The 14084-nt window shown below is 46.6% G+C and carries 16 protein-coding genes; 11 read left to right on the forward strand and 5 right to left on the reverse strand.

Annotated elements, in window-relative coordinates; all coding sequences use genetic code 11:
- The first annotated feature begins 14 nt into the window (after positions 1-14).
- The 3 genes from GJR95_RS30565 to GJR95_RS30575 are packed head-to-tail and all read left to right on the forward strand — an operon-like array spanning position 15 to position 1710.
- On the forward strand, positions 15-548 hold the full coding sequence (locus tag GJR95_RS30565; protein WP_162389468.1) for a hypothetical protein: 534 nt from the start codon (positions 15-17) through the stop codon (positions 546-548).
- Positions 457-1275: a geranylgeranylglyceryl/heptaprenylglyceryl phosphate synthase gene (locus tag GJR95_RS30570; protein WP_162389469.1), complete on the forward strand. Its 819-nt coding sequence runs from the start codon at positions 457-459 to the stop codon at positions 1273-1275. Before GJR95_RS30565 ends, GJR95_RS30570 begins: the two co-directional genes overlap by 92 nt.
- 3 nt (positions 1276-1278) lie before the next feature.
- Positions 1279-1710, forward strand: a complete 432-nt coding sequence (locus tag GJR95_RS30575) for an energy transducer TonB (protein ID WP_162389470.1) — start codon at positions 1279-1281, stop codon at positions 1708-1710.
- 83 nt (positions 1711-1793) lie between these two features.
- On the opposite strand, the gene GJR95_RS30580 is transcribed toward GJR95_RS30575, so the two are convergent.
- The 3 genes from GJR95_RS30580 to GJR95_RS30590 all read right to left on the reverse strand — a co-directional run bounded on the left by GJR95_RS30580 (position 1794) and on the right by GJR95_RS30590 (position 4696).
- Positions 1794-2720: an AraC family transcriptional regulator gene (locus GJR95_RS30580; RefSeq protein WP_162389471.1), complete on the reverse strand. Its 927-nt coding sequence runs from the start codon at positions 2718-2720 to the stop codon at positions 1794-1796.
- 173 nt (positions 2721-2893) lie between these two features.
- A complete protein-coding gene (locus GJR95_RS30585) occupies positions 2894-4063 on the reverse strand; it encodes an acyl-CoA dehydrogenase (RefSeq protein WP_162389472.1) in 1170 nt (389 codons plus the stop codon).
- Positions 4064-4225: 162 nt separating this feature from the next.
- Positions 4226-4696: a MaoC family dehydratase gene (locus GJR95_RS30590; protein ID WP_162389473.1), complete on the reverse strand. Its 471-nt coding sequence runs from the start codon at positions 4694-4696 to the stop codon at positions 4226-4228.
- Positions 4697-4769: 73 nt separating this feature from the next.
- Between GJR95_RS30590 and GJR95_RS30595 the strand changes: the two genes are divergently transcribed.
- Entirely contained in the window at positions 4770-5573 is an 804-nt protein-coding gene (locus GJR95_RS30595) for an alpha/beta hydrolase (RefSeq protein ID WP_162389474.1), read from the forward strand.
- A 5-nt stretch (positions 5574-5578) separates the two neighbouring features.
- On the opposite strand, the gene GJR95_RS30600 is transcribed toward GJR95_RS30595, so the two are convergent.
- Positions 5579-6250, reverse strand: coding sequence for a TVP38/TMEM64 family protein (locus GJR95_RS30600; protein WP_162389475.1), 672 nt, complete (start codon positions 6248-6250; stop codon positions 5579-5581).
- Between the two features lie 119 nt (positions 6251-6369).
- Here GJR95_RS30600 and GJR95_RS30605 point away from each other — a divergent pair, with 119 nt between their 5' ends.
- Positions 6370-7509 (forward strand): cystathionine gamma-synthase, encoded by a 1140-nt coding sequence (locus GJR95_RS30605; RefSeq protein ID WP_162391925.1) that lies wholly within the window; start codon positions 6370-6372, stop codon positions 7507-7509.
- A 108-nt stretch (positions 7510-7617) separates the two neighbouring features.
- Here GJR95_RS30605 and GJR95_RS30610 read toward each other — a convergent pair whose 3' ends face one another.
- A complete protein-coding gene (locus tag GJR95_RS30610) occupies positions 7618-10014 on the reverse strand; it encodes a TonB-dependent receptor (RefSeq protein ID WP_162389476.1) in 2397 nt (798 codons plus the stop codon).
- A 250-nt stretch (positions 10015-10264) separates the two neighbouring features.
- On the opposite strand from GJR95_RS30610, the gene GJR95_RS30615 reads away from it, so the two are divergent.
- The 6 genes from GJR95_RS30615 (at position 10265) to GJR95_RS30640 (ending at position 14082) form a co-directional block, all read left to right on the forward strand.
- On the forward strand, positions 10265-10492 hold the full coding sequence (locus GJR95_RS30615) for a DUF4926 domain-containing protein (protein WP_162389477.1): 228 nt from the start codon (positions 10265-10267) through the stop codon (positions 10490-10492).
- An 82-nt stretch (positions 10493-10574) separates the two neighbouring features.
- Positions 10575-11270, forward strand: coding sequence for a tetratricopeptide repeat protein (locus tag GJR95_RS30620; RefSeq protein WP_162389478.1), 696 nt, complete (start codon positions 10575-10577; stop codon positions 11268-11270).
- Positions 11271-11426: 156 nt separating this feature from the next.
- Complete coding sequence (gene ribH / locus GJR95_RS30625; protein WP_162389479.1) at positions 11427-11927, forward strand: 6,7-dimethyl-8-ribityllumazine synthase; 501 nt, start codon at positions 11427-11429, stop codon at positions 11925-11927.
- A 79-nt stretch (positions 11928-12006) separates the two neighbouring features.
- A complete protein-coding gene (locus GJR95_RS30630; protein ID WP_162389480.1) occupies positions 12007-13332 on the forward strand; it encodes an aspartate kinase in 1326 nt (441 codons plus the stop codon).
- Between the two features lie 55 nt (positions 13333-13387).
- Entirely contained in the window at positions 13388-13696 is a 309-nt protein-coding gene (locus GJR95_RS30635; protein ID WP_162389481.1) for a nucleotidyltransferase domain-containing protein, read from the forward strand.
- Complete coding sequence (locus GJR95_RS30640; RefSeq protein ID WP_162389482.1) at positions 13693-14082, forward strand: HEPN domain-containing protein; 390 nt, start codon at positions 13693-13695, stop codon at positions 14080-14082. Before GJR95_RS30635 ends, GJR95_RS30640 begins: the two co-directional genes overlap by 4 nt.
- Positions 14083-14084: the final 2 nt, after the last annotated feature.

Consider the following 14084-nt stretch of genomic DNA (forward strand, 5'->3'; position numbering starts at 1 on the left):
CGAAAAGAAAAATTATGGAAGATCCTAAGGTTCCTTTTGCTGATACGACGGCTCGTCGGGCGCAATTAATGGCCGCTACCGAGCGATTCAAATCATCAATTAATGATAGTGTTGATTCGATTAAAGACGATGCGGCCGAAATTGGGAAAACTGCCGCGTTTGTAGCGGGTGTTGGTTTAGCCGTATATTTGGTCGTAAATGCCATCCTGCCTAAGTCAGATGAGTACCGACGCGCCGAAAAATATGGCGAGCCAGATGAGGATATTGATTATGAAGAGGAGTATGATGAAGAGGAACCATCGACGCATCCAACTCATAAGGCAATAAAGCAGCAGGCAAAAAAGACACAAAAAACAGCAGCAGCGAGCGGCTTAATCGGTGGTTTGATAACCACCGTCTTAACAAATATTGCTCGTGAGCAGCTAACCGGCTTTTTAGCCCGTATCCGTCAGAATAATGCGATCAACCCAACCGCAGACCCCACGATTGGAAGCCAATACCACGAAAAGGCACCCACTAAGCCTGCAGACTACTCTACGCACTTATAAATCATCGGGCCGGAAAGCATTTGCCGTCTTGCTCGATCCGGATAAGATCAAGCAAGACGAGCTTGCGGCTTTATTAGATCGTACGAACCAACATTCCGTTGATTTTTTTCTGGTTGGTGGCAGCCTGGTTACCGATTACGCACACAAAGAGATCATTGCTACTATTCGCGAGCACACCGACATACCCGTAGTGCTGTTTCCTGGGAACCCACTGCATATCGAACCGTCGGCTGATGCTATTCTTCTGCTTTCGCTTATTTCGGGCCGGAATCCCGAATTTCTAATAGGGCAACATGTCATTGCGGCCCCACTACTCAGGAGAAGTGGCCTGGAAATAGTATCTACCGGTTATATGCTGGTCGATAGTGGTACGCAAACAACGGTTTCGTACATCAGCGGAACGACCCCATTACCGCACGATAAGCCTGATGTTGCCGCTTGCACGGCAATGGCAGGAGAAATGCTTGGGTTACAATTAATTTATTTAGACGCAGGTAGTGGGGCCCGTTGGCCAGTCCCGGCAGACATGATTGCGGCTGTTCGGGCTGTAGTCGATGTCCCGATACTGGTGGGGGGCGGTATCAATTCTGGTGAAAAAGCGTACAATGCGTTGAAAGCCGGTGCCGATGTGATCGTTGTCGGAAACGGTATCGAACATAATCCGGAATTGTTGCCCGAGTTGTCGGCCATCGTACACGCGTTTAACCAATCAGTCGTACAAGCTTAATCCATGAAAACTTTTGTAATTGCCTTCATGTGCCTTATGGGTACAACCGGCCTACTTCCAGCAACGGGTGCTTTCGCTCAAATGCGCAGCCAGTTAGTCTATACTACCGTTGAGCGTCAGCCTGAATTTCCGGGCGGTAAAGCTGCCCTGAGCCGCTATCTGGCAGAAAATATTCGTTTTCCAAGTTCATTGATGCGGAAAAATCAAAATACGGGCCCAGTTGCTGCCAAATTTATTGTTGACAAAGATGGCAGCGTACATGATGTGCGGATCTCAACAAAACCACTTGGCAAAAAAGCCCAGAAGGGAATGGAAGACTTTATGACGACCATTATTGCGGCTATCGAGCAAATGCCTCGCTGGCGTCCAGGCGAAGTAAAAGGCGAACCGGTTGCCGTCTTCTATACGCTCCCAATAGAAGTTAATATGCAATAAGGCAACAAGCCGCTTTCATTGGATAGATTGAATCTGCCCAATGAAAGCGGCTTACTTATTTTAGCCAGCAACTGACGTTAGTTCTACACGTTCATCAGCGATTCGCGACGACGCATCTTGCCTGCTGGAATACCAAACATCATTTTAAATCGACGGCAGAAGTAAGCGGTATCTTTATACCCTACTTCGGCCCCAATGGCCCGGATGCTCTTTTTGCTTGTACGCAAAAGGCCAACAGCCGCTTCCATTCGTTGGTACTCTATATAATCCTGCGGATTGATACCCGTCAGCATTTTAAAGTACTGTCCCACATAATCTTCAGAAACGTTGGCAACGTTAGCCAGCACTTTGTTTGACAGGTCGCCCCCCAGATTTTCCTTGATATAAGCGAAAATATCGATTAAGCGCGGGTCTTTAAAATAAGTGCTGTTGGTAACCAACTGCTCAACAAACAGACGATTTTTCAGAATGTACCGAACAACTTCAATAACAATTTCTTCGGTCTTGATCTTAACAATACGTCCTTTTCCGGCCAGATCAGTCATGTCTTCGGCCAGAATCTGGTCGATTGTATTGGCCAGATGATCTTCGCGCTTAATGATGAACGGAGGCACATCGAGCGAGTTGAAAAAGTTCACGGAATCGAAGACCTTAGCCTCAAAGGACACATAGCCAAACGAATTAGGCAGATGGCCAATGAGCTTGGGATCGTGATTCCCTTCCCAGTACGATTCCCGGTGCGTCATAAACTCCTCATTCGAGACAGTTTTAGAGCTGGTGGGGTCTCCGTAGGTAACCGTGACATGCTTTCCTCCCGGAATGAACAGCATATCGCCTACTTCAACCTTAACCCGTTCTTCGCCGATCGACACTTCGCCATTATATAAGATCAGCAGTGTATTCTCAACATCATAAAAGTTTTTGATGGTGATCGGCTGCAAAATCCGAATGTTTCGGGCCTTAATAAATTTTACGCCCAGCGATTCAATTATTTTATTGTAGTCTTCCATAGCTGAAAGTAGAGTGCGTGTGAATGCTACTTGCGCTCAAAGTTGCACAAAACTAATAATTTGTACAAAACTAATACAAGTATAAAAGTTTCCAAAAAATAAAAAAAATAGTGCGAATTCGTATCGAACACGCACTAGGTCTTTGGAAAAATTCTATTTTACTAAGAAAATACTTAGCGAATGAGTTCTCGGGCTATAACTAATTTTTGGATTTCGGATGTACCTTCATAAATCTGAGTAATTTTTGCATCCCGCATTAAACGCTCCACGTGAAATTCCTTTACATAACCATAACCACCATGAATTTGAACCGCTTCGGTAGTGGCCCACATAGCTACATCTGACGCAAATAGCTTGGCCATTGCCGCTGCCTGAACATAATCTTTGTGCTCATCTTTCTGCCGCGCGGCCTTGTAAACCAGTAAACGAGCTGCTTCAATTTTGGTCGCCATTTCTGCTAATTTGAACTGAATCGCTTGATGGTCAAATATTTGCTTGCCAAATGCCTTCCGTTCCTGTGCGTATTTCAGGGATAATTCGTAAGCCCCGGCGGCAATACCCAACGCCTGGGCTGCAATACCGATCCGACCGCCATTTAGGGTCGACATGGCGAACTTGAAACCAAAACCATCGTCGCCAATACGGTTTTCTTTAGGAACCTTAACGTCGGTGAACAGTAATGAATGGGTGTCGGAAGCCCGAATTCCCATCTTGTCTTCCTTCTTGCCGACCACAAAACCGGGTGTTCCTTTCTCAACGATCAGGCAATTAATGCCCCGGTGTTTTTTCTCACGATCGGTTTGGGCAATGACCAGACAGATGCCCGAGGAGTTGCCGTTAGTGATCCAATTCTTTGTGCCGTTTAATAAATAATAATCGCCTTTGTCTTCGGCTAGCGTGCTTTGTGACGTCGCATCGGAGCCAGCTTCGGGTTCCGAGAGGCAAAAAGCACCAATGGTTTCTCCAGTGGCGAGCCTGGTTAAGTATTTCTGCTTTTGCTCTTCAGTACCATACGCTTCCAGACCATAGCAGACAAGTGAGTTATTGACTGACATGACTACTGAAGCTGATGCATCAATTTTAGAGATTTCTTCCATGGCCAGCACGTAAGAAACCGTATCCATGCCACCACCGCCGTATTCTGGAGAAACCATCATACCCAGAAAGCCTAATTCGCCCATCCGCTTCACCTGTTCGGTTGGGAAACGGGCCTCATTATCGCGCTCAACAATGCCGGGCAGCAGCTCATTATGCGCAAAATCGCGCGCAGCTTCCTGTACGGCCTGGTGTTCTTCTGACAAATTAAAATTCAATCCCTGTAACTCCAGAGCTGCCGTTGCCATCTGAATTTCTTGGTTTTAGTTGATCGTAGTCGCTTGTTGTGAATACCCAGGCTTTTCGCTTCGATCCGTGCCACGGTTCAAAACCGTGGCACGGATCGAAGCGAAAAGCCTAATACTGTAAAGGTAAATAAAAGTGGAATGAATAGTATGCACGCATACTATTCATTCGAAGAGCAATACAATTAGTTCTGCTATACAGGCCGGTTTCTGTTCGCCATCTACTTCAAATACGCATTCGATCACCGCTCGAACGCCCTTTGTACTTTCGTTCGTATTTTGTGGTTCTACGTGATGTAGCCACGCTTTCATTCGCAATTTACTACCAACGGGTACGGCATTGGTAAAGCGAATTTTATTCGCCCCGTAATTAATTCCCATTTTTACCGATTCGATTGAGTAGAGCTCAGCTAACAATCGGGGAGCTAATGAGAGGGTCAGAAAACCATGAGCAATGGGTGTTTTATAAGGCGATTCGCGGGCTGCCCGTTCCGGATCTGTATGAATCCATTGGTAATCGCCGGTCGCTTCGGCAAAAAGATTAACCGCTTCCTGCGTAATGGTCATGTGTGAGGTTTCTCCCAGCGGTTGACCCGTATGCGCTGAGAATTCGGCCAGATTTGCGAAGATTTGCATCTATGGTGAGAGGTAAAGATGAACTCTATACTGCGATTAACGCTTTCCGCCATTCTTTTGCAACTTTGCCGGTATGAATAGAGTTGGCGAGGTCAAATTTTTTGCGTTTGAAAATAACCAATTAGCTTATCGACAAGTTGGTTACGGCCCCGCTACGCTAATCGCCTTCCATGGTTTTGGACAAACGGGGCACGTGTTTGCAGGACTTGAGAAGCTCCTTGGCCAACAATACACGATTATTGCCATTGATTTATTCTTTCACGGACACAGCCATTATGGTAATGTTGACCTGTTAACCAAAGCCACGTGGCAAAGTTTAGTCGGAGCTTTTCTTCAATCGCAAGAAATTGATCGATTTTCGATCATAGGTTTTAGTCTGGGTGGACGATTTGCCCTGACAATGATCGAAGCGTTTGCAACCCGTATCGACCGGCTAATCCTGATTGCACCCGATGGCATCACCTATAATCAGTGGTATTGGCTGGCTACGGGCTCGTCTGTTGGGCGTTGGCTCTTCCGGTATATGCTGACTCATTTATCGTTGCTAAACTCGCTTGGGCATAGCCTAACGCGCCTGGGCTTACTAAACCGGACGGTTATGCGATTCGTTGAAATTTCGCTGGGCACGCCAGAACAGCGCGATCTGGTTTATCAAAGCTGGACCCAGTTCCGGCTTATCAGGCCTGATCTGAACCAGATAGGCAATTTGCTTAATGAGCAACCAATTCAGGTTCGTTTTTTTACGGGCGCTTTTGATCGTCTCGTGCCGGGCCGATATATCATTCCACTAACAAAACGGCTCCGTCGCTACGAATTGACGGTTTTACAAACAGGACACAACCACCTGATTGAGTTGGCTGGCCAGCGACTTGTGTAGAAAAGCTATTTTAACGCTCGTTGGATGACCTGCCATAGCCCGGCAATCGAAACAATAACCAGAAAGACCACGATTACCTGGGTCCAGCTACTTTGATTCGGATTTTCCAGTAATGTTCGGATTTCGCGGGCTTCGTGCCCCGACCAGATGGCCAGTAATGTTCGGGGCATCATACCAAGAAGGCCCCCCAGAACAATATTTTTTAACCGTGCGCCCGAAAGAGCAAACAATAGATTCGTGAGCCCGAAGGGAAGAATAGGGGAGAGCTTTGCGAAAAAAATAACTTCTAACTCCTTATTCAGAATGCGATCCAGTACCGATTGGGCTTTGGGGTTCTGTCGCAGGAATTCGAGAAATCGGTCATGATCGAGCCAACGAACGAGCAGATTGATGAATAAGATGCCGCCCAGATTGATGGTAAAAAGAGGAAGTATAGCCTGCCATCCTAAAAAATAACCAAAAATCAAGGCCAGCATCGTCGGTGGTGTTAAGGCGGCAGAGGTTATGGCACAGACAAGTGTGATAACACCCCACTGCCAGGTCGTAAAATTTGCAATGGCGGCTTCATGAAGAATGGCATAATAAGTCAGTAAAGACGTAAATACGATTGGCGTTACAGACATAACAATGCCTGCAATAGCCGGTCCAGTAAGGTTTTTAAGAATGGATGATTTCACGTCTTAACAAACTCACAAAGGGCGGATGTGGTTTCGGCAATGCAAATATCCTCTCTACAGATTGCCAGGCGTTTACAGATACCCGCATTGTGTGCGCTTTACTTTTGTTACCTTCGGGCATGAAATTCGGAACGAAAGCCATCCATGCCGGTATAGAGCCGGACCCCACAACGGGTGCCATCATGACGCCCATTTATCAAACGTCGACCTACGTGCAGGAGTCGCCGGGCAAGCATAAAGGCTATGAATACGCCCGAACACAGAATCCTACACGAACCGTGTTGCAGAATAATCTGGCCGCTCTTGAAAATGGCAAGCATGGTATTTGCTATTCGTCGGGGCTGGGCGCTACAGATGCCATTCTGAAGCTATTTAAACCCGGTGATGAGATCATTGCAAGCAATGACCTCTATGGTGGTACCTACCGGATTATGGTACGCGTTTTTAGTGAATTTGGGCTTATCTTCAAATTTGTCGATTTGTCAGATCCGGCTAAGCTCGAAGCGTTAATCACACCGGCTACGAAAATGGTCTGGATCGAAACGCCGACCAATCCATTACTACGTCTGGTCGATATTGAAGCGATTGCGGCTATTACCAAACCGCGTACTATCCAGCTCGTTGTCGATAATACATTTGCTTCGCCATACCTACAGAATCCTCTGGACCTGGGTGCGGATATTGTGATGCACTCGGTCACTAAATACCTGGGTGGCCATTCTGATACGGTGATGGGGGCTATCGTGCTGAACGATGACGAAACCGCGCAACGGCTGGCTTTTATCCAAAATGCCTGCGGTGCCGTACCGGGACCACAAGACTGCTTTCTGGTGCTTCGTGGTATCAAGACCCTTCACGTTCGGATGCAGCGTCATTGCGAAAACGCTCAGAAAGTGGCTCAATACCTACAGCAACACCCTAAAGTGAGCCAAGTTTATTATCCCGGACTGGAATCTCACCCCGGCCATGAGCTTGCCAAAAAGCAGATGCGTGGCTTTGGCGGTATGTTATCGTTCGAACTGAAAGGCGACCTGATGCCTGAAGCCGTACGGGTTATGGAAAGTTTTGAGGTATTCTCACTTGGCGAGTCACTTGGCGGAGTTGAGTCACTGTGTACGCATCCAGCCAGCATGACCCATGCCAGCATTCCCAAAGAAGAACGCGAAAAAAACGGCCTGAAAGACACCCTAATCCGGCTCAGCGTGGGCATCGAGGATATTGAAGACTTGATACAGGATCTTGAGCGTGCGATTGGATAAGTTTGCCAGGACGAACAACCTTCGGGGATGTTGTGAATGCGAAGTGGGGCTTGATTTGACTTTGCCAGAAAACAAAGTCAAATCAAGCCCCACTTCGCAATAGCCGGTTTAGAAGCGTATTCTCACCCCAGCCAGGAAATTCCGTCCGGCCTGCGGGTAATAGCCATTATCGGCTGTTACCTTGCCTTCCGAAATGTAAGCGTATGTATAGCCGTTTGACTCATACAACTCATTAAGAACGTTATTGAACAACAGCGTGAACGCAATCTCCTGAGCGAATTTCGGCTTGATGGAGTAAATTGCCCGAATGTCGTTCGTGAAATAGGCATTCAGTTTCCGGCTTTCATTCGAGGTATTGTCCATATACTGTTTCCCAACGTATTTTGAGAGTAAGCCCAGTTCCAGACCTTTGACGGGCGTAAACAACAATTGCGATCCGGCAATAGCGTTCGGTGAGAACGAAATATCTGTCTCGCTATACTGACGGCTTTCCTGCTGGCCGTTATCGAAGTTGTCGAGATATTCCGTAAAATTCTGGATTTTGTTCCGGCTGAAGGTGGCATTAACATTCCAGCGGAGTTGTTTGGCGAGTCGTATACCGGCTTCCAGTTCCAGACCTGCACGATAGCTGACCGGAATATTTACCCGGTTATAAGCGCCTACGTCGTTGAGCTGGCCCGATAAAACCAACTGATTCTGATAATTCATGTAGTAGGCATTAACCGTAACGGCCACCTGCTCGGTCTGGATCTTGTAGCCTGCTTCATAATCAATTAGCCGCTCGGCTTTTGGGCGACTCTCCGGTGTCGATTGCGTATAATCGTTCCGGTTGGGCTCCCGATGCCCCACGCCAACCGATCCATACACCGTACTGCGGTCGTTGATGGTATAGGTTATGCCTGCTTTGGGATTAAAAAATGTTAGTGTAGCGTCCTGCTGAACGTTTTGTAGTTTGCTGTTAAAGCCCAGAAACGAATAATAAACCTGGCGAATCTGCGCATCTACAAATCCGTTTACTTTTGGGCTGAATTGATAAAATGCTTTCGCGTATACATTAAAATCGCGCTTCGTAGCATCATCGTTATAATAACGTTGGCGGATATCGGTATTTCCGGCGACGCGTGCCCAGATAATCTCCCCGTAATGCGCTCCCTGATATTGATTCCAGCCTCCGCCAATGTTAGCCGTTAGCTTTCCAAAACTGTTGTAATCAAAGGAAAAAACAGTGCCGTAGAAATTATTATCAAGCCACAAACGACGGATAAGGTCCGTTTGGGCAATCGTCGAATCGCCAATAACGACATTGGGAAGGCCATACTTACTGTAGGCATCCTCAGGTTTAAACTCTTCGTAATAGCCTTTCCCTTTTGTGTAGAAAAAGGACAGATTTGCCCGCCAGTTTTTGCTTAGCTCGTGCGAACTGATTAGCTGGTAATTGTCCTGCTGGTAATTATCCGTCTGATTGTCGTACGTAAACGAATTGTAGGTTCGATTGGTCTTAAGCAATGCTTCGGGTACGCCGTTCCATGCCTGATAGGTTTGCTCCTGCCCCGAAAACACGTTTAACCGGATGAAGCTCTTTTTCGAATAATAACCGCCTGATACATAGAATGATCGTAAATCAGAGAATGCCCGATCAATGTAGCCATCGGAATAGATTTTAGACAATCGGGCATCCAGCACAAAATGATTGTTTAACAAACCTGTTCCGGCCAGTACGTTCACCTTGCGCGTTCCAAACGAACCGCCCGATAAATTCACTTCTGCGTAGGGTTTGTCTTCGAGCTTATTGGTCTGAATGTTGACCGATGCGCCAAAAGCCCCTGCCCCATTCGTAGACGTGCCAATGCCCCGCTGGATTTGAATACTGCTCACGGAAGAGGCAAAATCGGGCATATCCACAAAATAGGTCCCCTGCGATTCTGCATCATTGTATGGAATCCCATTGAGCGTCACATTGACGCGGGTCGCATCGGACCCACGAATACGAATACCCGTATACCCGACTCCGGTGCCTGCGTCAGATGTGGTGACAATAGAAGGTGTGAAGTTGAGCAACTGAGGAATATCCTGTCCTAAATTCAGCTTATTTAAATCCCGGCGTGTGACATCGGTATAGGCAATGGCCGATTTCTGATTAGCCCGTGTGGCGCTGACAACGACCTCATCGACGGCTACGGCGGTTTTCTTTAAATTGATCGAAACGGTTGTGTTTTGCGCCAATTCAACAGCCTGCATCTGCGTTTCGTAACCTAGTAAGGAGATCCGAAGTGATAAGGAGCCTGGTTTTAGATTCGTAAGCAAAAAGGAACCATTGGCATCGGTAAAGGTGCCTTTATACGTTCCGTCAAGGGTGATCGCTGCACCGGGCAATGTGCCTCCATCAACGTCATTGACGGTTCCGGAAATAGTGAATTGAGCCCAGACAGGCGAACTGTATAGCCACAGAAGTGTAACAAGCGAAGTAAGATAGACGGAATGCCGCCCAGACGTACCTTTTTTCATGAACTGAAAATGGTTACGATAGGCAAGGGGTCAAACCTATCTTTAGGTGTAATTTTTAGTTTATTTTATCACGGCCTTATCCGCGATTACATTTCCCTTCGCGGCATTACCCGCGCAGGTTCAATGGGTATAATCTCAGCCCGTTGTTATGAGGCACCCCTTGGAAGATTAGCGATGCAAAGTTAAGTCAATTTTAACAAAACAAGATTTCGTCTCTGACGTTTCTAGCTTTATACCAGTTTATTGACGTATGAGCGAGTTTGATTTAGTTGTATTACAGGAGGATGCCGCCGACGGGCGCCTAAAAATGGGCGATGTTGGCACGATTTTAACCGTTTACAATGAAGGGCAAGCCTTTGAAGTAGAATTTGTGACATTAACCGGCGAAGCAGTAGCTATTGAGACCTTATTGGCCCACCAAATTCGCCCGGTTCGACCCTCAGAAGTGATGGCCGTTCGCGATATGGCGGTTCAATAAACAACTCTTCTGTAAACTTTTGAGCATTACGCTTTTCCGCAATAACAAATATTCCTAATTTTGCAGTCCAAATTGCAAACAAATGAGCAAAAAGAACAGCGGACTGGATTTTTTGGAAGATCCAGACGCATTAGAAGGGAAATTAGAGGATGTTGGAGATTTCTTCCAACAGAATCGAAATATTGTGCTGGGTGTACTTGGCGGTATCGTACTGCTCGTCTTCGGTTACGTTGGCTATCGGTATTATGTAAGCAGCCAGGACGAAACAGCGCAGGTCGAAATGTTCCCATCGGTCTATCAACTGGAAGCCGATTCGCTGAAGAAAGCCCTCAATGGCGATGGCAAAAGCCCCGGTTTACTGGCTGTTGCTGATAATTATAGCGGAACACCGGCCGGCAACCTGGCCGAATTCGAATCTGGCCTTGGCTTACTGAAGCAAGGAAAGTATGACGAAGCCATTGAGCATCTGAAGAGCTTCAGTTCGTCAGATTTGCTGGTGCAGGCTCGTGCTTACGCTTTGATCGGCGATGCGTACGTAGAAAAGAAAAGCTATGACGAAGCAGCTGACTATTATCAGAAGGCGGCCGATTATAAGCCCAACAAGTTTTTTACGCCCGGTTATCTCCTGAAACTGGCGATTACGCACGAACAGGCTAAACAGAACGATAAAGCCATTCAGGCATATAACGATATTATCGAAAAGTACCCACAATCTGCCGAGGCCGTTAGTGCCAAGAAGTATAAATCCGTGCTCGAAGCAACGGTCGGCGAGTCGTAGGCGTACTTGAATAACTCAATACAGCAAAGGACAAAGCCGACCGAGGTTTTGTCCTTTTTTATTGGTTTTGTCATGCCAACGAAGGAAGCATCTTTGGCTGGCTCTTAATCCTTTCTTTGCTGTCGAAGATGCTTCCTTCGTTGGCATAACAAAAAAATGGCTACTGACTTAAAAAACCTTAGTGTCTTTTCAACGGACGAACTCCCGGACGTGAGCCTCCGGCGGTTTGCGATTCTCGTCTCCGAATGGAATACGGAAGTTACTGAAGCGCTGTTTTCCGGCGCTTATCAAACCTTGCTTCAGCATGGTGCCAAAGCCGAAAATATTATTCGGGGCAATGTGCCGGGCAGCTATGAACTGAGTTTAGGGGCGCAATGGTTTGCGCAGCGTAATGATATTGATGCGGTAATTGCGCTTGGTTGTGTTATTCAGGGCGAAACAAAGCACAATGATTACATCAACCATGCTGTTGCTCAGGGTTTGACAAACGTTGGCCTTAAAACAGGGAAACCGGTTATTTTTGGTGTTTTAACGCCCAATGACCAACAGCAGGCTCTTGATCGGGCAGGAGGCAAACACGGTAATAAAGGCGACGAAGCCGCCATTACAGCCATAAAAATGCTTGGCCTACAGCAACAAGTTTATAGTAAATTTTAAAAAGCAAAAGAGTGAATGAAGGAAAGAATGAGTCAACTTTTTCCTATTCGCTCTTTCCCTTATTCACTCTTTCATTATTATGCACGTCTGGAAATTTGGCGGTACATCGGTCGGGAAGCCCGAGCGCATGCAGTCCATCCGTACCTTAATCACCGAAGACAATACCCGTAAAATTGTCGTTCTGTCGGCCCTGTCCGGCTCAACCAACACGCTGTTAGCCATTGGCGAAGCACTTAAGGCAAATGACGACGGTGAGGCTAATGCGAAAATTGATTCGCTAAAAGCTCATTACGACGGCTTTATTGGTGAATTATATAACACGCCTGAAGGTAAGGCGGCTGGCCAACAGATTATCGATAATGAGTTTTCATTTATCCGGTCGTTGACGCGCGTCAAGCCATTTACGCTTAAGCAGGAAAAAGAGCTGGTTGCTGAAGGTGAACTATTGAGTACGCAGATGTTTCATGCCTATCTGGTTGAAGAAGGTGTTCCGTCAACGCTCCTGCCTGCGCTTGAGTTTATGCGGATCGACGCCGATAATGAACCGGAAATTCAATATACGCAGGAGAAGCTGGCAGAAATGCTGCCCCAACACGACGATAAGCAAATTGTTGTAACCCAGGGCTTTATCTGCCGTAATCCGCGTGGCGAAGTAGATAACCTGAAACGGGGTGGTTCTGATTACACGGCGTCGTTGATTGGCGGAGCCATCCGGGCCGATGAGATTCAGATCTGGACCGATATTGATGGAATGCATAACAACGATCCGAGGATTGTTAAAAATACGTTCCCGGTTCGTGAGCTGACATTTGATGAAGCAGCAGAACTGGCTTATTTCGGGGCCAAAATTCTGCATCCGTCCACGATAACGCCCGCACGAATGTTTGGCGTACCCGTGCGGCTCAAAAATACAATGGACCCCAGCGCTCCCGGAACACTCATTGCTGACCGCACGAGCGACCAGGTGTTTAAAGCAATTGCGGCTAAAGATGGCATTACAGCTTTGTATATCCACTCGACCCGTATGCTGAATGCGTATGGCTTCCTGCGCCGGATTTTTGAGATCTTTGAGAAGTATAAAACGCCGGTCGATATGCTGGCAACGTCGGAGGTGTCTGTATCAGTCACGGTCGATAATATCGACCGGATCAAGGAGATTTCGGATGAGTTAAGTACGTTCTGTTCGCTGGAAGAGCCTGATTATGACCAAACCATTATTTGTATTGTCGGTAATTTTAGTGCCGACAATGAAGGAGTGGCTGTTCGGGTATTTAACGCCATGAAAAATATTCCAATCCGGATGATTTCATACGGTGGCACTGAAAGTAACCTGTCGCTTCTCGTTCATAGTCGTTATAAAGCTGAAGCGCTGAATGCCTTGAACGAAGGATTGTTTTCTGTTTAAATTTGTCTGCCATATCGTCAAAATACGATATGGCAGACATTAAACAATTCATGATATGACCAATACCGAATTCTTACAGGAAGTTAAACGGTATGTTCATGAGCTTGATCCGCAAGCTGAAGTGTGGCTGTTTGGGTCGCGGGCACGGGGTGATTTTCGTGAAGATTCGGATTGGGATTTTCTGATTTTATCCGATAAACCGGTCGATAGGAACTATAAACGCCTTATTAGAGATCATCTGTTTTATTTGGGGCTAGACAGCGAACGAATAATTGGTACAATCATTCAAAATAAATCGACTTGGGAAACATTGGAGTTGACTAATCTCCACCAAAATATTCGCGAAGACGGCCAATTGGTATGAGGAAAACGAAAGACGAGATTTTGGCATTTCGTTTAAGCAAGTCGGATAAAGATCTCAAGGCTGCAAAAACACTGATGGCTTCCAATGATTGGGCCGTTGCCATAAATCGTCTTTATTATGCCGCTTTCCATGCTGTTTCAGCTTTGCCGTTCCAGAATGATATAAAAGCAAAAGCACATTCTGGCGCGAAAGCAATGCTGGAGTTACACTTCGTTAAAGCAGGTATATTGCCTGTTGAATGGGGCCGATTTTACGCACAATTGTTTGATGAACGTAATGATAGCGACTACGAAGATTTTGCCATTTTCACGGCCGAAGACGTACTTCCATTACTCCCGAAAACCCAGGAATTCATAGTCGAGATTAAACGTCTGATAAATACATAGGA

Source organism: Spirosoma endbachense (assembly GCF_010233585.1).
GTDB lineage: Bacteria > Bacteroidota > Bacteroidia > Cytophagales > Spirosomataceae > Spirosoma > Spirosoma endbachense.